This window comes from Amycolatopsis circi, assembly GCF_003385235.1.
GTDB lineage: Bacteria > Actinomycetota > Actinomycetes > Mycobacteriales > Pseudonocardiaceae > Amycolatopsis > Amycolatopsis circi.
Window position 1 is genome coordinate 1 of the sequence record NZ_PQIA01000098.1, and the last position, 26090, is coordinate 26090.

Sequence of the window (26090 nt, forward strand, 5' to 3'; positions counted from 1 at the left end):
TCGCATCCAGCAGATGCCCTCTCCCTCGGACTGATTTTTCCTTCGCAAGAACAATCATCCCAGGCCAGAGGGCATCTGCGCGTCCAGACACGGCCTACAACACCACAAACACCGGTGGATCCAGGTCTGATTCCCTCAAGGAGCCCTTCACGGACCTCGGTATCGCGCGCAGGGCCCATCGCTGGGCGGGCGGTCAGAAGTCGAGGTGTGCGTCGATCTCCGTGCCGCGGACGTCCAGTTCCGCGCCGGTTCCGCTCAGCAGCCGCCGGGCCGCCGCGTTGTCCACAGTGGTCGTCGCGACGAACTTCGCCGCGCCGCCGTCGCGGGCCGCGTCCAGCAGCACCGCGGTGACCTTGCGGCCGATCCCGCGTCCGCGCGCCGAACGGCCGAGCCACACCCCGGCCTCGACCTCCAGCGCGGACCGCCCGGACACCGGCCGCAACCGGGCCGCCCCGCAGACCCGGCCGTCGACCTCCACGACCCACGTCGTCTCGATCGCCGTGTCCGGATTGAGCGATCGCCGGCGGTGGAACGCGAGAAACGCTTCGCGGCGGGCTTCGGTCCAGCCGGCGGGACCTTCCACCGGCGGCATGACCTCGGCCGGTTCGGCGTCGGCCACCGCGGCTTCCAGAAGCCGATCGAGCCCCGGCTCGTCGAGCGGGATCAGCACGATCTCGGATTCTCCGGATCCAGGCACGCCCCGCAGCTTGGCACGCGAAGCCGCCGCGCGCTACCCGATCGGCCCAGTCGTTACCAGGGAACCGGTTTGCCGAAGCGGTCGAGGAACTGCAGCCCCGGTTCCCCTGCCTGCGCTTCCAGCACATCGACGACCGCGGGCACGCTTTCCTCGGGCAGCAACGGCGCGTCCGGCCCGCCGAGCCGCGTCCGGTTGTGGCCGGGGTCGATGAGCAGTTTGGTGCGCCCGTCGCCCTCGTTGCGGGTGGCGTAGCTGCGCATGAGCTGATTGAGCGCGGCCTTGCTCGCCTTGTACAGCTCGTATCCGGGTTCGACGTTCATCGAGATGCTGCCCTGCTCGGACGACATCACCGCGATCGTGCCGCCCGGCACGACGAGATCGTGCAGTCCTTCGAGGACTTTCAGCGGGCTCAACGCGTTGGTCACCATCACTTCGGTGAACATCTCGGTGGACACTTCACCGATCGGCAAGTTCCCCCGGTTGATCGCCGCGTTCACGAAGAGCAGATCGAGCGGACCGTCCACTCTGTCGCTTAGCGCGGCGATCTGTGCGTCGTCGGTCATCTCCAAGTGCTCGGTCCGCATCCCCTCGCACGGCACCGCACCGTCGCGAGTGGTCGCGATGACCTCCCATCCTCGCCGGTCCAATTCGGTGACCAGCACCAATCCCAGCCCCCGTGAAGCTCCGACCACCAATGCCCGGCGTGCGGCCATGACCCCTCCTTTGTCTAGACGCGACGTCACGTCTAGACAGTAGCACGGTAAGGTGTCCGGTATGCCCGCAGTGAATTCCCAGCCCCGCAGGGCACGCTCCGGCAACCGGCGCGACGAGGCCGCGCGCCTGGACGTGCTCCACGCCGCCGACGACCTGCTGGTCGAACACGGCTTCAGTGCGCTGACCGTCGAAGCCATCGCGCGCCGGGCCGGGGTCGCGAAGCAGACGATCTACCGCTGGTGGCCGTCCAAGGTCGAAATCCTGCTGGACACGCTGATCGAGGACAGTGCGAAACGTCTGACGGTGCCCACGGAATCGCCGACGGCGGACAGCATCCGCGCGTATCTGCGTGATTTCGCGAGCTTCCTCACCGAAGATCCGGCGGGCAAGTGTTTGTTGACTCTCCTGGCCGAGGCGCAGCACGATGTCGGGACTGCGGCTCGGTTCCATGAGCGTTATCTGGAGCCCCGGCAGATCGCGGAGCGCGAGATGCTGACGCAAGCTACCGAGGCGGGCGAGGTTTCCCCGCTGCTGGACCCGGAGGCCACAATGGACGCTTTGCTGGGGCCGATTGTCTACTGTGCCCTGACCGGGGCTGCCGTTCCGCGGGATTTGGTGGATACGTTGGTAGAGAAGCTTCTTCGTCCGCGAAGTTGACTATCTCCGCGGACGCACTGCCCGGCAACCGCGCCGATTTTGACCTACCGCCGCACCTCCGCGACCCGCACCGGGCGGTTCTCCCGCCTCGAGACCTCGCACGCCTCCGCGATGTAGAACGCCTCCAACGCATCCGCCGCCCCCGCGGGCGACGGGATCTGCCCGGCGGCCACGTCCAAGAACGCGCGCAGCTCAGCGGCATAAGCCGTCCGGAACCGTTCCATGAACCCGGAATACGCCGGTCCCGGCAACGGCTCGACGCCCGGCTCTACTGACCGCAGCGGAGCCTGGTCGTCAAGGCCCACTACGACATTCCCCGTCGAGCCGAGTACCTCGAAGCGCACATCATAGCCCGCGCCGTTGTAGCGCGTCAGCGAGACCGTCGCGAGGGTTCCGTCGTCGAGAGTCATCGCGACCGCCGCCGTGTCGACGTCCCCGGCGTCGGCGAAGAACTGCTCGCCCTTGTTGCGCCCCAGGGCATACACCTCCTCGACCTCCCGGCCGGTCACCCACCGGAGGATGTCGAAGTCGTGCACCCCGCAGTCCCGGAACAAGCCGCCGGAATGCGCGATGTAGGCGGCAGGCGGCGGAGCCGGGTCCAATGTGGTCGCCCGGACGCTGTGCAGCCAGCCCAATTCCCCGCTCTCCACCGCGACCCGCGCGGCCTGGTAGCCCGCGTCGAACCGGCGCTGGAAACCGATCTGCACCGGTACGTCCGAGTCCGCGATCCGGTCGATCACCGCCAGCGTGCCGGGGATGTCCGCGGCGACCGGCTTCTCGCAAAACACCGGCACCCGCGCGTCGACCGCCTTGATGATCAGCTCCGGATGCGCGTCGGTGGCCGCCGCGATGACCAGGCCGTCGAGATCGGCTCGGAAAAGCGCGTCGATGCCCTCGACCGCCTCGACACCGAGCCGAGCGGCGACCTCCTGCGCTCGCGACGGGTCCACATCCGCGACGACCACCGACGTGACCTCGTCGAAGCCCGCCAGCGTTTCCGCGTGCGCGGCACCGATCCGTCCGGCTCCGGCCAGTCCCAACCTCATCGCTGTACCTCCCCTGAGTTCGGCCCCGTGGTCTCCCGCACGACCAGGGACGGATGAAGCAAATGACGCACCGGTTCAGTGCGTTCGCCGCGCACGCGTTCCAGCAGCGCGTCGAAGGCCAGCCGCGCCATTTCCGCGCGCGGCTGGTCCACGGTGGTCAGTGAGATGTGCCGGAGGGAAGCCAATGACGTGTTGTCGTAGCCGACCACCGAGACGTCGTCGGGCACCCGCAAACCGTGTTCCTCGAGCGCCGAGATCGCACCGACCGCGTTGAAGTCGTTGCCCGCCAGCAGTGCGGTCGGTGCCGGAGAGTACGAAGACAGCAACTCCTGCACAGCCTTTTCGCCCGCAGTGTCGGTGTGTTCGCTGCGCACCACGATCGGCTCCAACCCGTGCGCTTGCATCGCTTGCCGGAAGCCTCGACGCCGCCCCGCGGCACCGGCCGCTCCACCACCGTCGAGATGCGCGATCCGGCGATGCCCCAGCTGGACCAGGTGATCGACAGCCAACGCCGCGCCAGCCTCTCCGTCATCGTTCACGGTATCCACAGTGGATAGTCGAGAAGTTCGTGACACCAGCACCACCGGACACTGCCGTGCCGCGGCTTCGATCGCGGCGGCCGGAACTACCGGCGACAACAGCACCACGCCAGCGGGACGGAACGACAGCAGACTGCGCAACGCCGCGCCTTCCCGGGAAGGCATCCGGCCGCCGGTGTTGAGGATCAAGTCGAAACCGGCCGCCTGGGCCGCCGCGTCCAGGCCCTCCACGACATCGGCGAAGAACGCGTTGCGCAGGTCGTTCACCATCACGCCGAGCACCGTCGACGTCCGGCTCGCCAACGATCGCGCCATCACGTGCGGCGAATAACCCAGCTCCTCGGCCGCTTTCCGCACCGCCGCCCGCCGCTGTGCCGAGACGTTCGGCGCGTTGCGCATCACGAGCGACACGAGCGCCCGGGACACCCCGGCGCGTGCGGCGACGTCCTCCATGGTGGGCTTCCCCATTCGAAAACCTCCCCGGAGAAGCGCTTGACGCGACGGGTCGGACGCTACAAGCTTAGAGCGCTCTAATCAAGGGCACGCCTGCACTGTCCCCCGACCGGAGAGGGATCCATGACCGCGAAGATCCGCGTCGCCGCCGCCCCGATCTCGTGGGGAGTCTGCGAGGTGCCGGGGTGGGGCCGGGTGCTCGACGCCCCCGTCGTACTCGGCGAAATGACCGAACTAGGCGTCACCGCAACGGAATTGGGTCCGCCGGGATACTTGCCGCGGGACCCGGCCGAGTTGAAAGAACTCCTGGAAAGCCACCGGCTCGAACTCGTCGGCGGCTTCCTTGCCGTGCCGCTGCACGAAAACCCGGACGCGGCCGTCGCCGAAGCGGAAGACTCGGCGGCACTCTTCGCGGCCTGCGGCGGCGGAATGCTCGTCCTCGCCGCCGCAACCGGCCTCGACGGTTACGACGAACGGCCCACCCTCACCGAGGCCGAATGGTCCACTTTGGTCCGCACGGCAGCCAAGATCCGCGACGTGGCCGCAAAACACGGCTTGCGCACAGTGCTGCACCCGCACGTCGGCACGCACGTGGAGACCGAGGCCGAGGTCGAACGCTTCCTCGCCGACTCCGATCTCCAGCTCTGCCTCGACACCGGTCACCTCCTGATCGGCGGCACCGACCCGGTCGCGCTCGCCCGACGGCATCCGGAGCGGATCGGGCACCTGCACCTCAAGGACGTCCGCGGCGAACTGGCCGAAGCCGTCCGCACCGGAAAGCTCCCGTACACCGAAGCCGTCGGTCAGGGGCTCTACGTCCCGCTCGGCGAAGGCGACGTGGACATCGCAGCCATGGTCCGCTCCGTCGCCGAAGCGGGCTACGACGGCTGGTACGTGCTGGAACAGGACACCGCGCTGAGCGAAGAGAGCCCGGTGGACCGCCCTGGTCAGGACGTCGCGACCAGCCTCTCGTACTTGCGGAAAATCACCGGCTGATCTTGGAAACCAAGCGAGGAGAGACAACGATGTCCCATCGCTGGGGGCGCACCCGACGCTCCGGCCGCGCGGTGGCGAGCCTGCTGGCCGCGGGCTTGCTGCTGACCGCGTGCACCGGCCCGGCCGCCGAGCCGAAGACGACCGCGCCTGCCGCCGCCCCGACACCGTCCGGACCGCTGAAGGTTTCGGTGATCACGCACGGCACCGCGGGCGACGCGTTCTGGAATGTGGTGAAGAACGGTGCCGAACAAGCGGGCAAAGACCTTGGCGTGCAAGTCGAATACACCTCGGACGGCGATCCGGGCGCGCAGGCGAAGCTGATCGACAACGCGGTCGCACAGCAGACCGGCGGGCTCGTGGTGTCGATGGCGAACCCGGAGGCGCTGCGCCCGTCCATCGAAGCCGCGGTGCGCGCCGGAATTCCGGTGATCACCATCAACTCCGGCGAGGACAAGAGCGCGGCGTACGGCGCGCTCACGCACGTCGGGCAGAACGAGTCGATCGCCGGGCAGGAAGCCGGGAAGAAGTTCAAGAACCTCGGCAAGCACAAGCTGTTGTGCGTGATCCACGAGGCCGGGAACGTCGGGCAGGCGCAGCGCTGCGACGGTGCGAAGGCCGGGTTCGCCGGCACCGTGCAAACCCTGCAGGTGGACATCTCCAACCCGACCGACGCCGAATCCCGAATCCGCGGCGCGGTGCAGACCGACTCGTCGATCGACGCGGTCCTCACGCTGAACTCGCAGGTCGCCGCCCGTGCGGTGAGCGCGATCAAGTCGGTGAACTCGAAGGCGCAGGTCGCCACGTTCGACCTCAACTCCGACGTCGTGGCCGCGATCAAGGCGGGCGACGTGCTGTTCGCGGTCGACCAGCAGCAGTACGAACAGGGCTATCTCCCGGTGCAGTTCCTGAAGCTGTACCGGGACAACGCGAACGTCGTCGGCGGCGGCAAACCGGTGCTCACCGGACCCGACCTGGTCGACAAATCCACAGTGGACAAGGTCGGCCAGTACGTGCAAAGGGGCACCCGATGACGACCCTCGACGAACGGCTGGCGAAGCCGCGGCTGACCGACCGGCTGATAGTGCGCCCGGAGGTCGGCGCGCTGCTCGGCGCGGTAGTGGTGTTCCTGTTCTTCACCTTCGCGACCGACAAGTTCTTCAGCGCCAACGGAGCCGCGACCTGGCTGGACGACGCAGCGACGCTGGGCATCATGGCGGTGGCCGTGTCGCTGCTGATGGTCGGTGGCGAGTTCGACCTGTCGGCAGGCGTGATGACCGCGTCGACGTCGCTGGTCACGGCGATCCTCGCGACTCAAGCTGGCTGGAATGTGTGGCTCGCGCTGCTTGTCTCGCTGGTGTTCGCGCTGACAGTCGGCGCGTTCAACGGCTGGCTGGTGATGAAAACCGGACTGCCGAGCTTCATCGTCACCCTAGGTACTTTCCTTGCCCTGCAAGGCTTGAACCTCGGCGTAACGCGACTGGTCACCGGCACCGTGCAGGTGTCGGGCATGCGCTCGACCGACGGCTACGCGTCCGCCGGGTTCGTCTTCGCCTCCACAGTGGACATCGGCGGGACACCGTTCCAGATCTCCATCGTCTGGTGGCTGGGCGTGATCGCGGTGGCCGCGTGGCTGCTTCTCCGGACCCGGTTCGGCAACTGGATCTTCGCGGTCGGCGGTTCCGCCACGAGCGCCCGCTCGGTCGGCGTTCCGGTGGTGCGCACCAAAATCCTGCTGTTCATGGGCACCGCGCTGGCCGGCTGGCTGGTCGGTTCGATCAACATCCTGCGGTTCGCGAGCGTCCAGGCGAATCAGGGCATCGGACTGGAATTCCAGTACATCATCGCCGCGGTGATCGGCGGCTGCCTGCTGACCGGCGGTTTCGGCTCGGCCGTCGGCGCGGCGATCGGCGCGCTGATCTTCGGCATGGCCCGCCAGGGCATCGTGTTCGCCGGCTGGGACAACGACTGGTTCATGCTGTTCCTCGGGATCATGCTGCTGGCGGCGGTCCTGGTCAACAACGCGTTGCGGCGGCGTGCGGAAAGGGTCCGGCGATGAACGCTCTCCTCGAAGTCAAGGACGTCGGCAAACGTTACGGCACCGTGGTCGCGCTGCGCGAAGTGTCCACAGTGGTCAATGCGGGCGAAGTCACCTGCGTGCTGGGCGACAACGGCGCGGGAAAGTCCACTTTGATCAAGATCCTCGCCGGGGTGCACCAGCACGACGAAGGCGAGTTCCTCGTCGAAGGCTCCCCGGTGCGGTTCGCCTCGCCCCGCGAAGCGTTGGATCGCGGAATCGCCACGGTGTATCAGGACCTCGCGGTGGTGCCGCTGATGAGCGTATGGCGGAACTTCTTCCTCGGCTCCGAACCGACCGTTGGCTTCGGCCCGTTCCGCGCGCTGGACCGGCGCAAAGGCCGGAAACTGACAAAGAAGGCGCTCGCCGACCTCGGCATCGACCTGCGAGACGTCGAACAGCCGGTCGGCACGCTGTCCGGCGGCGAACGGCAGTGTGTGGCGATCGCCCGGGCCATCCATTTCGGCGCGAAGGTGCTGATCCTGGACGAGCCGACGGCCGCGCTGGGCGTGAAGCAGGCCGGGGTCGTGTTGAAGTACGTGGCCCAGGCCCGCGACCGGGGCCTGGGCGTCGTCCTGATCACGCACAATCCGCACCACGCGTACCCGGTGGCCGACCGCTTCCTGCTCCTCAAACGCGGCGCGGCGCTCGGGTCCTACGAAAAGTCGGAGATAGAACTACCGGAGCTGACCCGGCAGATGGCGGGCGGCGCGGAGCTGGAAGCGCTGGAGCACGAGCTGCGGCAGGGTGAGGCGTCGTGAGTGGCAATCACGGTTAGAACCGTGATTGCCACTCACGACGCCTCACCTTCTCCAGCCACGGCCGCACTACCGGCAGCACCGCCGCGGCCTGCATCGCGCCCATGTGGTCCAGCCCGTCTAGCACCTCGACGGTCCACCCACGCGCCTCCAACTCGGCCCGCTCCCGCACCAACGGCCCAGCGATGTCGACAGTCACCCCGCCCCACCGCTCGCTGTAGACGATCCGATCCTCCGACCCCGCGAAACACAACCGCGGACACGACAGCTCGACCGTCCGGTCGTCGAAGTCCCGCAACGCCTCGTACAACGTCACGAACTGCTTCGTCTGGCCCGTCGACAACGTGACGTCCACCGAATCCCAGTCCCCCGGCTCGGCTTTGGTTTCAGCCGACGGGCCAGCAAGCGCCATCTCGTGCGTCGCCCGGGTCACCGCGAGCATTGCCGCATACGGCCCGTCCAGCGGCGGATACCCGCCCATCACCAACGCGTCCAGCCGATCCGTGCGTAACGCCAGCTGCAACCCGGACAGCGCCAGCCACGAGTAGCCGTAATAAGAAAACCGATCCGCCCCGACCGCGTCCGCCACCGCCAGGAAATCGGCCGCGACCACGTCCGGCGTGAGGTCGGCCGGATGCGCCATCCGGTGCCCCTGGTAGTCGAAGGCCACCACCCGGAACCCGGCGAATCCCTCGATCAGCGAACGGCCCAGCTCCGGATCAGCGCCCCACTGCCGGGCCGCCTCGGCCTCCGGTCCTTCGGCAGGCCGGGGGTCGACCGGAAGCAACAGTACCGGCCCGTCCCCGTGCACCTGCGTTTCGATCCGCGTTCCGTCGTGCAGAGTCGCTTCAGCCATCTCATCTCTTTACGTCGTAAAGTATCGGCGGAGGCGAGAGTACTATACGACGTAAAGAGATGTCGAATCAGCTGGTGACGGCGGGCGACGCGGCTTCGTCGACCAGCTTGCGCGGGGCTCCGGACCCGTCCGCGGGCACCGACCACACGGCGTTCTCCAGGCCGTAGAGGATCGTGTGGTCGTCCTGCCACAGCGCCTGGTCGTCCACGCTGCGAGTCTCGGCGAGCGCGGTCTCCCGCATCGTCTTGAGGTCGAGCACGGACAGCCGCCAGACGCCCTCGCTGACCTTCTTCTTGAACGCGATCCGCGTTTCATCCGGCGACAGCGACGGGCACTCCACGTTTTCCCGCAGCGCTTTCCCGCGGTAGGTGTCGTAGTCGCCTTCGATCAGGTACGTCTTGCCCTTGGAGCCTAGCGTCGAGTAGAACCGCTTGCCGTCCTTGGCGAACGTGATGCCCCAGTAGTTGACGTCGGAGGAGAAGTACCGTTTCCCGTCGACCAGGACCGGCAGTTCCTCGATCGTCTTCTCCAGCTCGCCGTTGTCCAGCTGGTAAACCCCGGCGCGCGTCGAGAATCCGGTGGCCGCATAAGAATCACCAGTGACGAACAGCGTCCAGTACACCCGCTTGCCGTCCGGCGACACGCGTGCGCGGCTCGGTGTACCCGGCAGGTAGTCCTTGTGCGTGGTGTTGAGATTCCGGTCGAGGACGCTGAAATCGCTGACCGCGGGCAACGTACCGGGACGCACCGCGAGACACATTCCCGTGGCGCCGGACACGGCGAACCGGTCGCACTTCACATCGCTGAACTTCGGCGCAGCACCAGGATTCGCCAGCGGAACGACGCCGACGTTACCCGTCTTGGTACTGCGAAAGAACAACTGCCCAGGCGCGAGCGAAAGATGCTCCACCTTCGCGGGTTCGGCCGGGCTAGGCCGTGCGGCAACCGTGTAGACCACCGCGGCAGCCGCAAGAACCACGGTTCCGGCAACAGCGAGAAGGACCTTCTTCATTTGCGCACCGGCCTTGCGAAAGCGGCGCCAAGCGCCACGACAGCGAGCGCTCCGGCCGCCGCGAGGACTGCGGGCTGGAGATCCCACAACGTCCAGGCGAGTCCGAAGAGGACAGACGAAAGCATCCGAGCGGCCGCCTGTCCAGTTTGGACCACCGCGAGACCGGTCGCCCGGAGATCAGCGGGCACGAGAGGTCCGGCAGCCGCCATCAAAACCCCGTCGGTAGCCGCGTAGAACACGCCGTGCAGCCCCAACGCCAGCGCCGCGAGCCAGAATCCGGACACCGGCCCGCACAGCGCGATCAACGCGGCGACGAGCGCGACGTGCCCGCCGAGAAACACCGGCCAGCGCCCGATCCGGTCGGCCAGCTTGCCCAGCGGAACCGCCAGCACCAGATAGATCCCGGCGGTTCCGAGCGGCAGCAACGGAAAGAACGTCGCCGCGACATCCCAGCGCCGTTGAAGCACCAGGTACACAAAGGAATCGCCGAGAGTCACGAACCCGAGCAGCGCCGCCCACACCGCCACGCGCCGGAAACCCCGGTCCCGCAACAGCCCGAACGCGGCCCGCACGGACACCGTGGCCCGGTCGGCGATCTCCTGCTTGTGGTCGTGGACGAACAACACGAGCAGCATTACCGCGATCGCCGCGATGCAAAAACTGGTGAAGAACACCGAGGTGTAGCTGCCGAGGCTCAACGCGAGCACGGCCATCGCGACGAGGGGGCCGAGGAACGCACCGACGGTGTCCATCGCGCGGTGCACGCCGAACGACCGGCCGAGCGTGTCGGGCTCGCTGCTGAGCGAGATCAACGCGTCGCGCGGGGCCGTGCGCAGCCCCTTGCCGGTGCGGTCGGCGGCCAGCACCACGCCGATCGCCGCGACCGACGAACCGGCCGCGACCAGGCCGAGCTTGCACACCGCGGACAAGCCGTAGCCGAACCCGGCGACCGCCTTGAGCCTTCTCCACCGGTCGGCCAGATGCCCGCCGAGCACGCGGACCACGGCGGTGGCTCCCGCGTAAAGCCCGTCGAGCAGGCCGAACTGCAGCGGGTTCAGCCCGAGGCCGAGCACCAGGTACAGCGGGAGCACCGCGGTCACCATCTCCGAGGAGATGTCGGTGACCAGGCTGACCGCGCCGAGTGCGACGACGTTCGCCGACACCCGGCGCAGGCCGGTCTTCCGCTCGGTGCCCGCCGCGACGTCCGAACTACGGCTTGTCGCGATGTACATGACCGGCCCCTAGTTGTGGCAGGTGTAGGTCGGGCTGCTGTCCTGGACCTTGCCGTCGAGCCCGATCAGCTGCTCGGAGAAGGTGTTGTCGGTCATCGTCAGCTTCAGCACGCCGAAGGTGTCCTTGAGCAGCTTCGCCGTGGTCGGGTGCGCGGAGTGGACCGGGTACGGGTTCGCGCCGCCCATGCCGCCGATGATCTCGACCGGACCGGCCGGGTCCGCCTTGCCGCTCGCGTCCTGCGGGACGAACCGCTCGTAGTGGTGGTCGTGGCCGTTGAGGACCAGGTCGACCTTGTTCTGCGCGAACAGGTCCCACAGCTGCTTGGAGCCGCGCTGGTCGCCGTGGTCGCCGGAGCTCCACCGCGGGTGGTGGTAGTACGCCGCGACGCAGCCCTTGGTGTTCTTCGCCAGGTCCTGCTTGATCCAGTTCATCTGGTCGGTGTCCTTCAGCTCGCCGCCGTCGTTGTCGTCGACGAAGCCGTTGGAGTCCAGCGCGATGAAGTGCCAGTTGCCCATTTCCCAGCTGTAGTAACGCTTTCCGTTCGGTGTGGCGATCTTGCCGAAGTACTGCTCGTAGGCCTCGAACGGCTTGTTGTCGTCGTAGGTCTCGTGATTGCCGGGGACCGGGTGGGTGATGCTCTTGAACTTGCCCCAGGTCTTGTCGTAGTAGTCCTTGAAGTTCTGCAGGCTCAAGCCGGTGTTTTCGGAGTCGTACTGGTTGTCGCCCATGGTGATCACCGCGGCGGGGTTGAGCTGCCCGACGAGCTTCGCGGTCTTCGGGTGCATGCAGCTGGAGCTGCTGGCGGTGCATTGCTCGGCGATGTCGCCGGCCGCGGCGAGGACGAACGTGTTGCCCGCGGTCCCCGGCTTCGTGTGCACCTTGACCGAGCTGCTGGCCGGCGAAGTGTTCCCGGCGGCGTCCTTCGCCCGGACGGTGTAGGTGTAGTCGGTGTCCGGCGAAAGGCTGTTGTCGGTGTAGGACGTGGACGTGCTGGTGGCGACGGACTTGCCGTCCCGAAGCACGTCGTACCCGCTGACGCCGACGTTGTCCGTCGCGGCGGCCCAGGTCAGCGCGACGCTGTTCGAGCCAATGTCGCCCGCGGCGAGGTTCGACGGCGTGGTGGGCGCTTGGGTGTCGCCGGACGAGTCCGGGGTGCCGTATGCCTGAAGCTCCCACAGCGAGTAGCCGTACTTCGTGGCGCGCTCGGTGCCGACGAAGCGCAGGAACCGGCCGTGCCCGGTCAACCCGGTGAGGTCGTCGGTGCCGCCGTCGCCGTTGGTGATCGTCGCGATCGGCTTGAAGGTCTCGCCGTCGTCCGAGATCTCGATGCGGTACTTCTTGGCGTAGGCCGCTTCCCAGTTCAGCTTGACCCGGTGGATCGTGGCGACCTGGCCGAGGTCGACGCGCAGCCACTGGGCGTCGGCGCTGACCGAACTGGCCCAGCGCGTCTTGAGATTCCCGTCGACGGCGTTGTCGCCGCCCAACACGGAGGTCTCAAGCGTCGACGTGCTGACCGGTTTCCCTTGGGACAGCAGCACATCGGCGGCAGCGGCATGGGCGTCGCGCGCGGGCGAGACCGCGGCGGGCAGCAGCACCACCGCGGCGGCCGGCAACGCGAACCGGGCGAGACTTCGGAAACGGGACGAGGACACGTCGCACTCCTTCGGGCCGGACGGGAACAGGGCGGCGGCGTTACGGTTCTGCGGCGTCTCGTTGCGTTAAGAAAGTTTCCTAACTAAAACGGCAGAGTAGCGGGCCCGGTTTCTCCCGACAAGCCCGGAACGGACGTGAAACGATCAAGACCGCCGATCAGCGGAACGCCTCGGTCCGGCCCGGGAAAGTGCCGTGAAGGGAACCCTGAGGGACTCTGATTCCGTGAAGGTTCCCCTCACGGACCGCAAGCCCGCTAAAGCAACCCCACGGGCCGCGCAGGTCTGTGAAGACCCCCAAGTCCGTGAAGGTGGCCCTCACGGACTTGCGCTGGTCCGTGAGGGCCACCTTCACGGACCTCAGCTCTGCAGCAGCCGCCGCACTTCCTGCACCGCGGCGCGCCCCGCCCGGTTCGCCCCCACTGTGCTCGCCGACGGCCCGTACCCGACCAGATGCAGCCGCGGCTCGTCGACCACGCGAGTCCCGTCCATCCGGATCCCGCCCCCGGACGTCCGCAGATGCAGCGGAGCCAGGTGCTCGATCGAAGCCCGGAACCCGGTCGCCCACAGGATCGTGTCCGCGGGCTCGAAACTGCCGTCCTCCCAAACGACACCGTCGGGAACCAACCGCGAGAACATCGGCCGCCGCTCCAGATACCCCGCTGCCCGGCCGGCGAGCACCTGCGGCGTCACCGGCAGATCCGTCACGCTCACGACGCTCTCCGGCGGCAGCCCGGCCCGCACCCGCTCGTCGACCTTCGCCACCGCCATCCGTCCCCAGTCCTCGCTGAACTCCTCTTCCCGCCACACCGGCGGACGCCGCGTCACCCACACCGTCGAACGGGCGACCGGACCGATCTCCATCAGCAGCTGCACCGCCGACGTCCCGCCGCCTACGACCACGACGCGCTGGCCACGAAACTCCTCCGCGCCCCGGTAATCCGCCGTGTGCAACTGCCGTCCGGCGAAAGTCCCGGGGTAACGGGGCCAGAACGGCCGATCCCACGTCCCGGTCGCACTGATCACCGCGCGCGCCGCCCACGTCTCCGCAGGCGATTCGACTACCAACCGCTCCCCCGCGCGCCGCACCGCGGCCACGTCGACCGGACGGTGCACCGGCAAGTCGTACGTCTTCTCGAAGCGCCCGAAGTACTCCGACACCGCCTCGCTCGCGGGCCGCGTCGCGTCCGGGGTCCCGAACGCCATCCCGGGCAGGTCGTGGATCCCGTGCACCTTCCCGACGACCAGCGACGGCCACCGGTACTGCCACGCGCCGCCCGCGCGTTTGCCGTGGTCGAGCACGACGAACCCGCGTTCGTTGGCGAATCCGGCTCGGCGCAGGTGATACGCCGCCGACAGCCCGGCCTGCCCGGCCCCGATCACCACGACGTCGGTCTCGTGATCCGCAGTGCTCATACAACGTTCAACAATTGACCCCGCCCGGTATTTCCGGCTCAGACCGCCACGCGGTTGCGGCCGCCGTCTTTCGCCCGGTACAACGCCGCGTCAGCCGACCGCAGCACCTCGTCGAGCGTCTCACCCGCCTGCGGATAGCACGCGACGCCGACGGATACGGAGAGTCCGCTGATCCGCACCGGACCTCCCACCGCGACCGTCAACTCCCCCACCGCGATCCGCACCCGCTCGGCGATCCCGAGCACGTCGGTGTCGCCGGTCGCGGGCAGCAGGACCACGAATTCCTCACCACCGAACCGGCCGACGGTGTCGCTTTGCCGCACCGACGCTTCGATCGCCACGGCAACCGCGGCCAGCACCTCGTCGCCGGTGAGGTGCCCGTACGTGTCGTTGATGCGCTTGAAGTGGTCGAGATCGATCATCAGCACGGCGAACCCGCTGCCGGTCCCCCGCCGCCTCGCCCGAGTGAACTCGCGGGTCGCGAGTTCGTGCCACCCCGCGGTGTTGAGCAACCCGGTCTTTTCATCAGTCACGACCGCCACCTGCAACTGCTGCTTCAGCAGGAGATAGCGGTGCAACAACAGCAACGGCGGCAGCACGAACACCACCAGCACCGGCTGATGGACGAACGCCAGCGCAGCGAGCCCGCCTAGACAGAGCGTCGCGATCTCGAAGGCGTTGTCCTCCCAGGTGCCGATGAGGTCCGCGGGCGAGCGGCTGTTCGTGTACAGATAGATGCCCGTCGCTACGAGCACGACGTTCACCAACTCGAAGACAGCCGCCGCCAGAACGAGCGCGAGGACCCCGTACGCAGTGTCGAGCCGCGCTTGATCCAGGCCGCCGATGGTCAGCACCGCAGACGCCGCGAAGCACGACAGCACCGCCCACGCCGTACTAGCCGCGAAACGATGCGCGGGCCGCGTACGCACGTGTCGCCACACTCGCAGCCACAGATGCAGGTACAGCACCAACGCCAGCAACGCGACCCACGCCGGCGGAAGCAGGAAGGCACCGGCGAGGTACCAGACGGACGTGACGTTGATGTGCGTCTGGCCGCTCATCCACCGCCGCAGACGCTCGATCCGCCGCGACATTTCCGCTTGCGCGATGCCCAGCCCGACGAGCACCCCGAACGAACTGAACTGCACCGGCCCGCCGAAGCCGGTCGCGAGACCCGTCACCGTGACTGCCACGGCGACGGCCTCGCACGCCATCGCGTAGCCGATCCAGCGCCGCCGCGCGACCGCCCACATCGTCCAGCGCGGCGGCCAGCCGCGCCAAGCCGCCACCGCGCCGCGCACCCCGATGGGGACAGGTGCCTGCGTCACGGGCGCCCCCACGCGAAATTCGGCCTACGGAAGTTGCCCAGGGTAGCGGGTCCGCTCCGGATCTAGCCGAACCGAGGGAAAAACCACCCCGCGAGCTGCCCACCGGGCACGCTCTGAGTAGAGCGGGCGGGCAACTTCCAACCGGTCAGCGGCGGCGCAGCTTCCGCACGACGGCCAGCACGATCAGCAGCACGACCGCGCCCGCGGCCACCGGAGCCAGCCGCTTCGCGACGGACTGCCCGGCGTAGTCGAGCAGGTCGATCGCCTCGGTCTCGCCGGTCGAACCGCCTGCCGGAACGCTCCGCAGATGCGGCTTCTCTTCGGCGACCGGCTTCTCCTCGGCAGCGGGCTTGGCCGCCTCGGCAGGCTTCTCTTCCGGCTTCGCCGCGGGAGCCTCTTCGGCGGGGGTCTCCAGCGAGGCCGCGAGGTTCCCCGCGAAGGTGTCCAGGATCTTGCCGCCCACCTCGGAGATCAGCCCGCGCCCGAACTGCGCCGGACGCCCGGTGATCGCCAGGTCGGTGGCGACCGCGCCGTGGGTGCCGCCGTCGCGTTCGGTGAGCGTGAGGGTGACCGTCGCGGCCGCGGTGCCGCCGCCGCGCGAGTCCTTGCCGGACGCCTTGATGACGACCTTGCGAGCCGCCTCGTCCTTCTCCAGGAACTCGCCGGTTCCCTTGTACAGCAGCGAAATCGGACCCAGCTTGACCTTCACCGTGCCCGCGAAAGAGTCCCCCTCCACCTTGGTGAGCGAGGCGCCAGGCATGCACGGGGCGACCCGCTCCGGGTCGATGACGGCCTGCCAGACCTCCCCGATCGGGGCGGGGACGGTGAATTCGTGGTCGAGCCGCACGGGCCGACCTCCTCTCCTGCGCACTGCGTCGAGCCGTTGCCGTCCACCTTACGGCCGTCGCCCGGGGAGCGTTGCCGTGAAGGACTCCTTGGGGGAATCTGATTCCCCCAAGGAGTCCTTCACGGCCGGTCGGCTAGGCGCCCACCGCCGCCGCGACGGCACGCCCAGTCAGCACCCGCGCGAGGTGCTGCCGGTATTCGACATCGGAATTGCCGTCCGCGACCGGGTTGGTCCCCTCGGCCGCGTGCGCGGCGGCCGCCCGGATGGTTTCCGCGTTGGCCTGCGCGCCGAGCAACGCCTGCTCCACGCCAGTCGCCCGGACCGGGGTCGCGCCCATGTTCGTGAGCGCCACCCGGGCTTCCTCGATCACGCCGCCCTCGGTGCGCACGGTGGCCGCCACCGCGCACATCGACCAGGCCTGGGCGACCCGGTTGAACTTCTCGTAGTGCGCCCGCCAGCCGGTGTGCTTGGGCAGCCGCACCTCGACGAGCAATTCGTCCGGGGCCAGCGCGGTGGTGAAATAGTCCTGGAAGAACTCCGCCGCCGACACCGTGCGCCGCCCGTTCGGACCGGCCAGCACCAGTTCGCCGTCCAGCGCGAGAACCGGAGCCAGCAGGTCACCGGCCGGATCCGCGTGCGCGATCGCGCCGCCGAAAGTGCCGCGGTGCCGCACCTGCGGATCCGCGACAGTGTCGGTCGCTTCCTTCACCAACGCGGCGTGCTCGGCGATCAATGCGTCGCGCTGGACCTCGTAATGCGTCGTCATCGCACCGACCACGAGCGCGTCGCCGTCCTCGCGTACTCCGCGCATTTCGGCGACTTTCCCGAGATCGATCAGCATGGTCGGCGCGGCGAGGCGCATCCGCAGCACCGGAAGCAGGCTTTGCCCGCCCGCCAGCACCTTGGCGTCCTCGCCCGCCGCGGCGAGCGCCTGCACGGCTTCGTCCACCGTGGACGGAGCGACGTAGTCGAACGGAGCCGGGATCACTGGGCACCTCCGGAGGCGTCGATCGAACCGAGACCGCCGCCGGCCTCGCCGCCGGGTCCGCCGGCATCGGCGGTGCCGTTGCGCACCGCGTTCCACACGCGCATCGGCGTGAGCGGCATTTCGATGTCGTTCACCCCGAACTGGCGTACCGCGTCGACCACCGCGTTGACCACAGCAGGCGTCGAAGCGATCGTGCCCGCCTCACCGACTCCCTTGGCCCCCAACGGGTTCGTGGTCGACGGCGTCTCCGTGCGATCCGTGGTGAACGACGGCAGGTCGGCCGCCGAGGGCAGCAGATAGTCGGCGAACGTGCCGGTGGTGAGCGTGCCGCTCTCGTCGTGCACGGCCTCCTCGAACAACGCCTGCGCGATGCCCTGGGCAAGCCCGCCGTGCACCTGGCCTTCGACGATCAGCGGGTTGACCACCTTGCCGACGTCGTCCACGCAGACGTACGAACGCAGTTTCACCTGGCCCGTTTCAGTGTCCACTTCGGCCGCGCACAGGTGGGTGCCGTGCGGGAAGGAGAAGTTCTCCGGGTCGAAGGTGGCGTCGGAATCGAGCGACGGTTCGACGCCGTCCGGCAGGTTGTGCGCGGCGAACACGGCGAGCGCGATGTCCTGGATCGTCGTCGCCGAATCCGTGCCCTTCACGGTGAACTTGCCGCCGGAGAACTCGAGGTCGTCCTCCGAACACTCCAGCAGATGCGCGGCGATCGGCTTCGCCTTCGCGACCACCTTCTCGGCCGCCTTGACGATCGCGATACCGCCGACGACCAGCGAACGCGACCCGTAAGTGTCGAGACCCTTGTGCGAGGACTGCGTGTCGCCGTGCAGCACTTCAACGTCCTCAAACGACACACCCAGCTGGTCGGCGACGATCTGGCTCCACGCCGTCTCGTGGCCCTGGCCGTGCGCGGACGCACCCGTCGTGACCTCGACCTTGCCGGTCGGCAGCATCCGCAGCGACGCGTATTCCCAGCCGCCAGCGCCGTAATCGAGCGAACCCAGCACCCGCGACGGCGCGAGCCCGCACATCTCGGTGAACGTCGAAATCCCGATGCCGAGCTGCACCGGATCGTTCGCCTCGCGGCGTTCCTTCTGCTCGCGGCGCAGCGCGTCGTAGCCGAAGAGTTCCTTCGCCTTCTCGGTCGCGGCCTCGTAGTTGCCGGAGTCGTAGGTGAGCCCGCAGACCGTGGTGAACGGGAATTCCTCGTGCTTGATCCAGTTCTTTTCGCGCAGCTCCACCGGGTCCATGCCCAGCTCGTCGGCCAGTTCGTCCATGATCCGCTCGATCGCGAACGTCGCTTCCGGACGCCCTGCGCCGCGGTAGGCGTCGGTGAGCGTGGTCGTGGTGAACACGTTGGTGCAGGCGAAGTGGTACGCCGGGATCTTGTAGATCGCGTTGAACATGAACGCGCCGAGGATCGGCACGCCCGGCCCGACCAGGCCGTTGTACGCGCCGAGGTTGGCGAGCAGTTCGACCTTGAGCCCGGTGACCGTGCCGTCGGCCTTCGCCGAGATCGTGATGTCCTGGATCTGGTCGCGGCCGTGGTGCGCGGCGAGCATCGTCTCGGACCGGGATTCATTCCACTTCACCGGTTTGCCGAGCTTGTTCGCGACCAGCACGGACATCATTTCCTCGGGCAGCACGCCGATCTTGCCGCCGAACCCGCCGCCGACGTCCGGGGCGATCACGCGCAGCTTGTGCTCCGGGATGCCCAACGTCAGCGCGGACATCACACGCAGGATGTGCGGCACCTGAGTGGCCGACCACATGGTCAGCTGCGCGCCGGTCGGGTCGACCACGCACGCGCGCGGCTCCATGAACGCGGGCACCAGTCGCTGCTGGCGGAACCGCCGCTTCAGCACGATCTCCGAAGAGGACAGTGCTTCCTCGACATTGCCGCCGGTGCCTGCCTCAGCCGAATCGAACACCCAGAGCGCGTTCTTGTTGCTGCCCAATTCCTCGTGCACGAGCGGCGCGTCTTCGGCGAGCGCGGCCTCCAGGTCGAGCACTGGCGGCAGGTCTTCGTACTCGACCTCGATCGCCTCGAGCGCGTCATGCGCCTCCGCGGACGACCGCGCGACCACCACAGCCACGCCCTCGCCAGCGAAATTCACCCGATCCGAAGCCAGCACCGGACGTCGCGGAGCAGCCATGTCCGGCGTGATCGGCCATGCGCACGGCATGCCGATCGCACCCTCGGGATCAAGGTCAGCGGCGGTGTAAACGGCTACGACGCCAGCAGCTTCCTTGGCCGCGGACGTGTCGATCGAAACGATCTTCGCGTGCGCCAGCGGACTGCGCAGCACCGCGAGATGCAGCATGCCCGGCAACGCGATGTTGTCCGTCCACCGGGTGCGCCCGGTGATCAACCGCTCGTCTTCCTTGCGGCGCCGGGACTTTCCTACCTCGGGCTCGATCGTGGCGGTCATCATTCACCACCCACGCCGACGTGGTTGGGCTGGTCGATCTTCTCGGCGTCCGGCCCCGCACCAGGACTCATGTGCTGCGCGGCGTCGCGAACCGCCTTCACGATGTTCTGGTAACCGGTGCAGCGGCAAAGATTGCCCTCGAGCCCCTCGCGGACGGCCTGCTCGTCCGGGTCCGGGTTGTCGGCCAGCAGGTCGATGGACTGCATGATCATGCCCGGCGTGCAGAACCCGCACTGCAGCGCGTGATTGTCGTGGAACGCCTGCTGGACCGGGTGCAACTGGCCGTCGCGAGCCAGCCCCTCGATGGTGGTGACCTCGCATCCGTCGGCCTGCACGGCGAGGACGGAACAGGATTTCACGCTGTGCCCGTCGAGATGGACGGTGCACGCGCCGCAGTTGCTGGTGTCGCACCCGACGACGGTGCCCACCTTCCCGACCCGTTCCCGTAAGTGGTGGACGAGCAGGGTGCGCGGCTCGACGTCATCGGTGTATTTCGTGCCGTCGACAGTGACGGTGATGCGCATCAAAGGCCTCCAAGTGCAAATGCCCGCCAGCCCCGGCGGAGGCGGCGGGCCGGTTCGGGAACGGCCAAGGCGCGATCGTGATCGGCCTCACAGGGAGCGTGCTACGCCTTTCGCGCGCGGACAAGTCCTGATGTCGCACGTCGCCGGGGCGATTCCGCAGATGCGGTTTTGTTTCTCTTTTCGAGGCGCAAATGCGTGAAGCCGGACGGGTGATTTTTCGACGGTCCGGTGCGGTGGGCGGATCTTCCCGAGGGGGCGGCGTTTCGGGTCGGGGGTTCACCGGGTTTCGTTGCGGGAAGGGGTTTTCCCGGCGGAATGCGCCACCGATGCGCGCCGGTACGGCTGCCCGGCACGGCTGCCCGATCTCGACCTCGACGGTTCTGGCCGGTGTCGCACTTCCTGGTGGCTACGGCCCGCCGCAACTGCTGGAATGCGCTGTTACGGCTTGCCCAGCGAAGTTCCCAAGCCCCGCAGCGCCGCGATCCCGGCAACAGCTGTCCACCGCACCCACCGGGGATGCACCGCTCCAGCTTCCCGAGCACAGTCGCCAAGTCCCGGCCCGAATGGACTCGCCCTGGCACCGCATTTCCTGCCAGCAGCGATTCCCGTCCACCAGCCGCCGGGCCCTGATCCTCCCAGCACCAGCCGAGTCGCCGGTTTCCAGCTCAGCTCCGTGTCTGCCCAGCACCGCCAGCCGCCGAATCCAGTCCGCGCCACCCGTGAGCTGCCGGAATGCCCAGCCGCACCCCGGCCCGACCAGCCCCGCTAGCTGCCGAACCCCGGCTTTCAGCCGCCGAGCCAGCTCAGCTGTGAATCCGCCCGGTCAGCGCAGCCAGCCGCCGCCCGGTCCCGCTCCAGCGCAGCGCGATGATCTCCGCCGCGATCGACACGGCCGTCTCCTCCGGCGTGCGCGCGCCGAGGTCGAGGCCGATCGGCGACGACAGGCGTTCCAGCTCGCCCTCGGTGATGCCCGCCTCGCGGAGCCGGGAGAACCGGTCGTCGTGCGTCTTGCGGGAACCCATCGCGCCGACGTACCCGACGTCGAGCCGCAGCGCGACCTCCAGCAGCGGCACGTCGAACTTCGGGTCGTGGGTGAGGACCGCGATCGCCGTGCGCGCGTCGATCCGGCCCGCGTCGGCCTCGGCCTTCAGGTAGCGGTGCGGCCAGTCGACGACCACGTCGTGCGCCTCCGGGAACCGGCTGCTGGTCGCGAACACGGGACGCGCGTCGCAGACCGTCACCTGATACCCGAGATAAGCACCCATCCGTGCCATCGCGGCGGCGAAGTCGATGGCACCGAACACCAGCAGTCGCGGCGGCGGTTCGAAGGAGTTCACGAAAACGGCCATGCCCTCGCCGCGACGCTGCCCGTCCGGTCCGTAATGGAGCGTCCCGGTGCGTCCAGCGGCAAGAAGCCCGCGCGCGTCGTCGGCGACCGCGTCGTCCATCCGGGACGAGCCAAGGGACCCCTCGACCCGGTCCGGCCACACGATCATGTGCTCGCCGACCAGCCCGGGCGTCTCGTGCTCCACGATCGTGACGACCGCGACCGGCTCGCCGCTGCGCACCGATTCGACGACGCGCTCCAGCTCCGGCATCGACGCGCGATCCACCGGCTCGACGTAGATGTCGATGATCCCGCCGCAGGTCAGCCCGACCGCGAAGGCGTCGTCGTCGCTGACGCCGTAGCGCTGCAACACCGGCTTCCGCTCGGCGACGACATCGTTGGCCAGCTCGTACACCGCGCCTTCGACGCAGCCGCCGGACACGCTCCCGACGACCGTGCCGTCCGGCGCGACCATCATCGACGCGCCCGGTGCCCGCGGCGCCGACGAGAACGTGGCCACCACCGTGCCGAGCCCGACCGTTTCGCCCGCCTGCCAGCGGCGGTACACGTCGTCCAGTACGTCACGCATCGGCAATCTCCCCGAGGAGTCGTTCCAACGTCGCCAGGCTGTGCCCGGCCAGCAACCGGTCGATGTGCGGCAGGGCGGCCACGATGCCGGATTGGACCGGAGCATAACCCTCGTGCCCTGCGTGCGGATTCACCCAGAATACGGCGTGCGCGAGACGGCGCAGCCGGCCAAGCTGCTCGGCCAGCAAACTCACGTCGCCGCGCTCCCAGCCGTCGGAGAACACGGTGACTACCGCGCGTCGCGCGAACCCGCGCTGCCCCCACCGGTCCAGAAACACCCGAAGCGTCTCGCCAAGCCGCGTCCCACCAGCGAAATCAGGCACCGCGGTACCGGCGGCGAGCATCGCCTGCTCCGGATCGCGCTGCCTGAGCTGACGGGACACTCGCGTCATCCGAGTACCCAGCGTGAACACCTCGACTGACATCGGAGCCGCCCGCGCGACGACGTGCGCGAACCGCAGCAACGCGTCGGCATACGGACTCATCGAGCCGGAAACGTCGATCAGCAACACGACTTTCCGCGCCCGCGTCCCCTTCCGACGATGCGCCAGCCGAACGGGCTCGCCACCGGACGCGAGCATCGCGCGCAAAGTCCTCGCCGGATCAAGCGCCCCACGATGCGCCGGCGTCCGCCGCGCCGCCCGCCGCCGGGGCAAGACCGGGTGCAGGGTCGCCAACAACTCCCGCAAGTGCGCCCGCTCAGCCTTGGTCAGCTCGGCAAGATCCCGATGCCGGAGAACTTCATGGTCGCTGGCCGCGACGCGGAGCGTGTCGTGAGATTCCTGGCTGCTGTCGCCGTCGCCGCTTGCCGCGATCAACGGAGCGATCCGGGCCTGCTTCCGCACCGGAGTCCCCGACGTCGCCCGTGGACTGTCGTCCCCCTCGAACCACCGCGCGAACGCTTCCTCGTAGCGAGGCAAGTCGTCGGGGTCGGAGCAGAGAGTCAACCGCCCGACCCAGTAGAGCTGCGTCGGCCGGGCAACATCAACCTTCGCCACGGCGGACAGGTAGGCCTGCACCCGCCGCGCGTCACAGGCGACGCCCGCCTCGCGCAATGCCGCCGCGAACCCCGCATAGCCAGCAAGCGGGTCAGCGACTTCGGTGTTCATGCCACCCATTGTCACCCCAACGCCAAAACTCGCGCCGCGACAGCCGATCCGGCCTTGCTGGGACGTCCTTCGCTCACGCGGGCAACGATCGGTTCGGCCACCCTGAGTCGCGGTTGTCCAGTCGCGGGATACCTGTTGTCGGCGGTGATCTTGGCGCGCGGAGGTTTTCGGCCGCGCGGAGGTTTTCGGCCGCGCGGGGGTTCGTGGGCGGGCTGAGATTCTTGGGCGCGCGCAGGTTCCGGCTTGAGCTGCTGCAGCTCGCCAGCGTTCCTCCGCACTGCCACTCCAGTGTGAACCGCGTCGGCACCGCAGATGTTCCGTCTTGCTCGAACTCGCCGCTTTCCTCCGAGGGAGACGCACCGCGACGGCTCTCGGGAACCCAGCAACGCCTGCCGCGCAACGCTCCAGGTGCCTTTGCCCGCGCCGAGCACCGCGCCGCCCGCACCAAAGCCGCAGACATTCCGCTCCCCTAAGCCAAGCCGACACCGCAGCACACTTCCCCAGCCGTCTCAGCCCAGCCAACCGCACACCGCGCCACACCAACGCCCGAGGGCATCCCACTCCCCTAGACCAAGCCGACACCGCAGCACACTTCCCCAGCCGTCTCAGCCCAGCCAACCGAGCGCCCCGCCGCACCAACGCCCGAGGGCATCCCACTCCCCTAGACCAAGCCGAGGCCGCACCAACTTCCCCGGCATCGCAGCACAGCCAGCCCGCATCGCCCCGCGCCACCCCCGAAGGCCCCCGCGCCAACAACGGCATCGGCGAAGGGCGGCCGCGCACGCCGTCCCGCCTCCGGGACAGCGTGCGCGGACCGTGGTTGCGCGCAGCGGCCAGCCTCGGTAGCACAAGACGGGCGCGCGGAACCTTCAGGAAAGAACGGAACTCAGCGGAGCGCCAGGAGGGCGGTCCGGGCGAAGTCGGTCACGAGCCCTCCTTCCGGCACAGTCACAGTCACAAAATCAGTGAAGTCAGCGAAGTCATCCAGTGATGCTTCAAGCATGCCCGATCCCGCACCCCGGCGCAACGGAATTACCCGACCATCCACAGTGGACACCAGCTCAGGAGAACAAGGTGTCCAGCTTCGCCCGCACCCGGTCGAGATCCTCGCTGTACTTCAGCACCGCGCCGAGAGTGCGCGCAGCCGTCGCCGCGTCCAGTTCGTCCCGTTGGAGTGCGAGCAAAGCCCGCGCCCAGTCAAGGGATTCCGCGACACCCGGCGGTTTGAGAAGGTCCATCGCCCGCAGCCGGTGCACCGCGTCGGCGATCTGCCGGGCGAGCGTCTCGCCGATCCCGGGCAGCCGACGGCGCAGGATGTTGATCTCCCGGGCAAGATCCGGATGCTCCAGCCAGTGGTAAAGACACCGGCGTTTGAGCGCGTCGTGCACCTCGCGAGTCCGGTTGGACGTCAGCACAACCAGCGGCGGCTGCTCCGCACGCACCTCGCCGTACTCCGGAATCGTGACGGTGTATTCGTCCAGCAACTGCAGCAGGAACGCCTCGAACTCATCGTCCGCGCGATCGATCTCGTCCACGAGCAGCACACACGGTGTCGTAGTGAGCGCCTGCAGCAGCGGCCGCGCGAGCAAGAACCGCTCCGTGTACAGCGAACGCTCGGCGATTTCCGCGTCGAGCCGTCCGCCGTCCGCCGCTTCGAGGGCGCGCAGGTGCAGCAGCTGACGGGGGAAATCCCATTCGTAGAGCGCCTGCGCGGCGTCGATGCCCTCGTGACACTGAAGCCGCACCAACGGCCACTGCAGCGCCTCGGACAACGCGAGTGCCAGCGACGTCTTCCCGGTGCCCGGCTCGCCTTCGCAGAAGAGCGGACGCTGCATTTGCGTCGCGAGGAATCCCGCGGTGGCCAGCCCCTCGTCGGCGAGGTAACCGGTGGTGTCGAGGGCGGCCGCGAGCGCGTCGGGCGAGGCGAGGGACTCTGTCACGCCCCCGATCGTAGATCCGCGACGGCCGGGTTCGCCGTTCGCCGCCGTCCGGCCGGGCACAATCCGGTAACCGAGCCACCGCCCGCTCCGAGGAACCGCATTCAGTCCGGCGACGCGACATGGAGACCAAACGCTCGAAAACAACCGCGTCCGGGTCCGGCGACGCATGCACAGTTCACCGCACCCGGCCTCGCACCGACACTGTCCCGACGAGACAAACCACAAGCTCCACCAACCCAGCCGACCCAACGCAGCTAGACCCACAGCAGCTCACCGCCAGCCGGACCTCACTCACAGCCTGAGCGCGACCCGTCAGCGCCGCTCCGCACCGGGCCCAGCCAAATCCCCAGGCCGATCGACGTCACTGCCGCTGCCGAGATCACCGCACTCCACAAGCCGCACGTCAGCCCGCCCGCGCAACCAGTCCCGCGCACCGTGGTCCCCGCTCGCCGAATCCGCGATCTCGCCCCACCAACGCCGTCCGAACAGCACCGGATGCCCAGGAACCCCCTGGTAAGCAGCCCGAACGACCGCCTCCTCGGACGCCTCCCCGACGATCCGCGCGAGCGCCGCGGCCGGGACCCACGGCAGATCCACCAGGTGCACGAGCACCGCCACCGCCGACTCCTCGGCGAGCGATTCGAGCCCGGCCTTCAGCGACTCCCCCATCCCGTCCTGCCATCGCACGGCGGGCACCGCGGTCACGTCCGGCGGCAGCAGTTCCCGGACCTGCTCCGCCGACGCTCCGATCACCACCCGCACCGAGGCGCATCCGGCCTCGGCCAGGTTCCGGACCGCCCGCTGGACCAGCGGCTCCCCGTCGTACTCGACCAGTGCTTTGGGACCGCCGAACCGCCGCCCCGCCCCGGCGGCGAGCAGCAGTCCGGCAACCGGTTCCGACATC

The 26090-nt window shown here is 68.5% G+C and carries 23 protein-coding genes; 5 read left to right on the forward strand and 18 right to left on the reverse strand.

All coding sequences use genetic code 11. The features are described 5' to 3' along the window. Positions 1–193 precede the first annotated feature (193 nt). Together D0D37_RS32165 and D0D37_RS32170 are read right to left on the reverse strand one after the other, a co-directional pair. Entirely contained in the window at positions 194–697 is a 504-nt protein-coding gene (locus D0D37_RS32165; RefSeq protein ID WP_244223750.1) for a GNAT family N-acetyltransferase, read from the reverse strand. Positions 698–750: 53 nt separating this feature from the next. Continuing rightward, positions 751–1410 carry an SDR family NAD(P)-dependent oxidoreductase gene (locus D0D37_RS32170; protein WP_116204365.1) on the reverse strand — a complete coding sequence of 220 codons (660 nt, stop codon included), beginning with the start codon at positions 1408–1410 and terminating at the stop codon, positions 751–753. Positions 1411–1471: 61 nt separating this feature from the next. On the opposite strand from D0D37_RS32170, the gene D0D37_RS32175 reads away from it, so the two are divergent. Next, positions 1472–2068, forward strand: coding sequence for a TetR/AcrR family transcriptional regulator (locus tag D0D37_RS32175; RefSeq protein WP_116204366.1), 597 nt, complete (start codon positions 1472–1474; stop codon positions 2066–2068). 44 nt (positions 2069–2112) lie between these two features. On the opposite strand, the gene D0D37_RS32180 is transcribed toward D0D37_RS32175, so the two are convergent. Together D0D37_RS32180 and D0D37_RS32185 are read right to left on the reverse strand one after the other, a co-directional pair. Continuing rightward, the gene (locus D0D37_RS32180; RefSeq protein ID WP_208720251.1) at positions 2113–3114 is read right to left on the reverse strand and encodes a Gfo/Idh/MocA family protein; all 1002 of its coding nucleotides are present in this window, start codon (positions 3112–3114) and stop codon (positions 2113–2115) included. Then, positions 3111–4121: a LacI family DNA-binding transcriptional regulator gene (locus tag D0D37_RS32185; protein WP_116204367.1), complete on the reverse strand. Its 1011-nt coding sequence runs from the start codon at positions 4119–4121 to the stop codon at positions 3111–3113. The genes D0D37_RS32180 and D0D37_RS32185 overlap by 4 nt, the downstream gene beginning before the upstream one ends. Positions 4122–4229: 108 nt before the next feature. Here D0D37_RS32185 and D0D37_RS32190 point away from each other — a divergent pair, with 108 nt between their 5' ends. Genes D0D37_RS32190 through D0D37_RS32205 form a run of 4 tightly spaced genes read left to right on the forward strand, consistent with a single transcriptional unit; the run spans position 4230 to position 7937 of the window. After that, on the forward strand, positions 4230–5102 hold the full coding sequence (locus D0D37_RS32190; protein WP_116204368.1) for a sugar phosphate isomerase/epimerase family protein: 873 nt from the start codon (positions 4230–4232) through the stop codon (positions 5100–5102). 29 nt (positions 5103–5131) lie between these two features. After that, complete coding sequence (locus D0D37_RS32195) at positions 5132–6133, forward strand: sugar ABC transporter substrate-binding protein (protein WP_116204369.1); 1002 nt, start codon at positions 5132–5134, stop codon at positions 6131–6133. Then, the gene (locus tag D0D37_RS32200) at positions 6130–7158 is read left to right on the forward strand and encodes an ABC transporter permease (RefSeq protein WP_116204370.1); all 1029 of its coding nucleotides are present in this window, start codon (positions 6130–6132) and stop codon (positions 7156–7158) included. Before D0D37_RS32195 ends, D0D37_RS32200 begins: the two co-directional genes overlap by 4 nt. Next, positions 7155–7937: an ATP-binding cassette domain-containing protein gene (locus D0D37_RS32205; RefSeq protein WP_116204371.1), complete on the forward strand. Its 783-nt coding sequence runs from the start codon at positions 7155–7157 to the stop codon at positions 7935–7937. Before D0D37_RS32200 ends, D0D37_RS32205 begins: the two co-directional genes overlap by 4 nt. Before the next feature lie 13 nt (positions 7938–7950). Here D0D37_RS32205 and D0D37_RS32210 read toward each other — a convergent pair whose 3' ends face one another. The 14 genes from D0D37_RS32210 to D0D37_RS32280 form a co-directional block, all read right to left on the reverse strand. Continuing rightward, positions 7951–8790: an alpha/beta fold hydrolase gene (locus tag D0D37_RS32210; protein ID WP_116204372.1), complete on the reverse strand. Its 840-nt coding sequence runs from the start codon at positions 8788–8790 to the stop codon at positions 7951–7953. A 67-nt stretch (positions 8791–8857) separates the two neighbouring features. Continuing rightward, entirely contained in the window at positions 8858–9802 is a 945-nt protein-coding gene (locus D0D37_RS32215) for a TolB-like translocation protein (protein WP_116204373.1), read from the reverse strand. Beyond that, positions 9799–11034, reverse strand: a complete 1236-nt coding sequence (locus D0D37_RS32220) for an MFS transporter (RefSeq protein WP_116204374.1) — start codon at positions 11032–11034, stop codon at positions 9799–9801. The genes D0D37_RS32215 and D0D37_RS32220 overlap by 4 nt, the downstream gene beginning before the upstream one ends. A gap of 9 nt (positions 11035–11043) precedes the next feature. Next, on the reverse strand, positions 11044–12687 hold the full coding sequence (locus tag D0D37_RS32225) for a discoidin domain-containing protein (RefSeq protein ID WP_116204375.1): 1644 nt from the start codon (positions 12685–12687) through the stop codon (positions 11044–11046). 357 nt (positions 12688–13044) lie between these two features. Then, positions 13045–14100, reverse strand: coding sequence for an NAD(P)-binding domain-containing protein (locus tag D0D37_RS32235; RefSeq protein ID WP_116204377.1), 1056 nt, complete (start codon positions 14098–14100; stop codon positions 13045–13047). A gap of 38 nt (positions 14101–14138) precedes the next feature. Next, a complete protein-coding gene (locus D0D37_RS32240) occupies positions 14139–15353 on the reverse strand; it encodes a GGDEF domain-containing protein (RefSeq protein ID WP_116204396.1) in 1215 nt (404 codons plus the stop codon). A gap of 220 nt (positions 15354–15573) precedes the next feature. Then, the gene (locus D0D37_RS32245; RefSeq protein ID WP_116204378.1) at positions 15574–16275 is read right to left on the reverse strand and encodes an SRPBCC family protein; all 702 of its coding nucleotides are present in this window, start codon (positions 16273–16275) and stop codon (positions 15574–15576) included. Positions 16276–16408: 133 nt separating this feature from the next. Beyond that, positions 16409–17263: an FAD binding domain-containing protein gene (locus tag D0D37_RS32250; protein WP_116204379.1), complete on the reverse strand. Its 855-nt coding sequence runs from the start codon at positions 17261–17263 to the stop codon at positions 16409–16411. Next, the gene (locus tag D0D37_RS32255; protein ID WP_116204380.1) at positions 17260–19698 is read right to left on the reverse strand and encodes a xanthine dehydrogenase family protein molybdopterin-binding subunit; all 2439 of its coding nucleotides are present in this window, start codon (positions 19696–19698) and stop codon (positions 17260–17262) included. Before D0D37_RS32255 ends, D0D37_RS32250 begins: the two co-directional genes overlap by 4 nt. Next, a complete protein-coding gene (locus D0D37_RS32260) occupies positions 19698–20222 on the reverse strand; it encodes a (2Fe-2S)-binding protein (RefSeq protein WP_116204381.1) in 525 nt (174 codons plus the stop codon). The genes D0D37_RS32255 and D0D37_RS32260 overlap by 1 nt, the downstream gene beginning before the upstream one ends. A gap of 803 nt (positions 20223–21025) precedes the next feature. Next, a complete protein-coding gene (locus D0D37_RS32265; protein WP_116204382.1) occupies positions 21026–22138 on the reverse strand; it encodes an XdhC family protein in 1113 nt (370 codons plus the stop codon). Continuing rightward, on the reverse strand, positions 22131–23246 hold the full coding sequence (locus D0D37_RS32270; protein WP_116204383.1) for a vWA domain-containing protein: 1116 nt from the start codon (positions 23244–23246) through the stop codon (positions 22131–22133). The genes D0D37_RS32265 and D0D37_RS32270 overlap by 8 nt, the downstream gene beginning before the upstream one ends. Positions 23247–24307: 1061 nt before the next feature. Further along, positions 24308–25186 carry an AAA family ATPase gene (locus D0D37_RS32275; RefSeq protein WP_116204384.1) on the reverse strand — a complete coding sequence of 293 codons (879 nt, stop codon included), beginning with the start codon at positions 25184–25186 and terminating at the stop codon, positions 24308–24310. A 312-nt stretch (positions 25187–25498) separates the two neighbouring features. Further along, the gene (locus D0D37_RS32280) at positions 25499–26089 is read right to left on the reverse strand and encodes a nucleotidyltransferase family protein (RefSeq protein ID WP_116204385.1); all 591 of its coding nucleotides are present in this window, start codon (positions 26087–26089) and stop codon (positions 25499–25501) included. Position 26090: the final 1 nt, after the last annotated feature.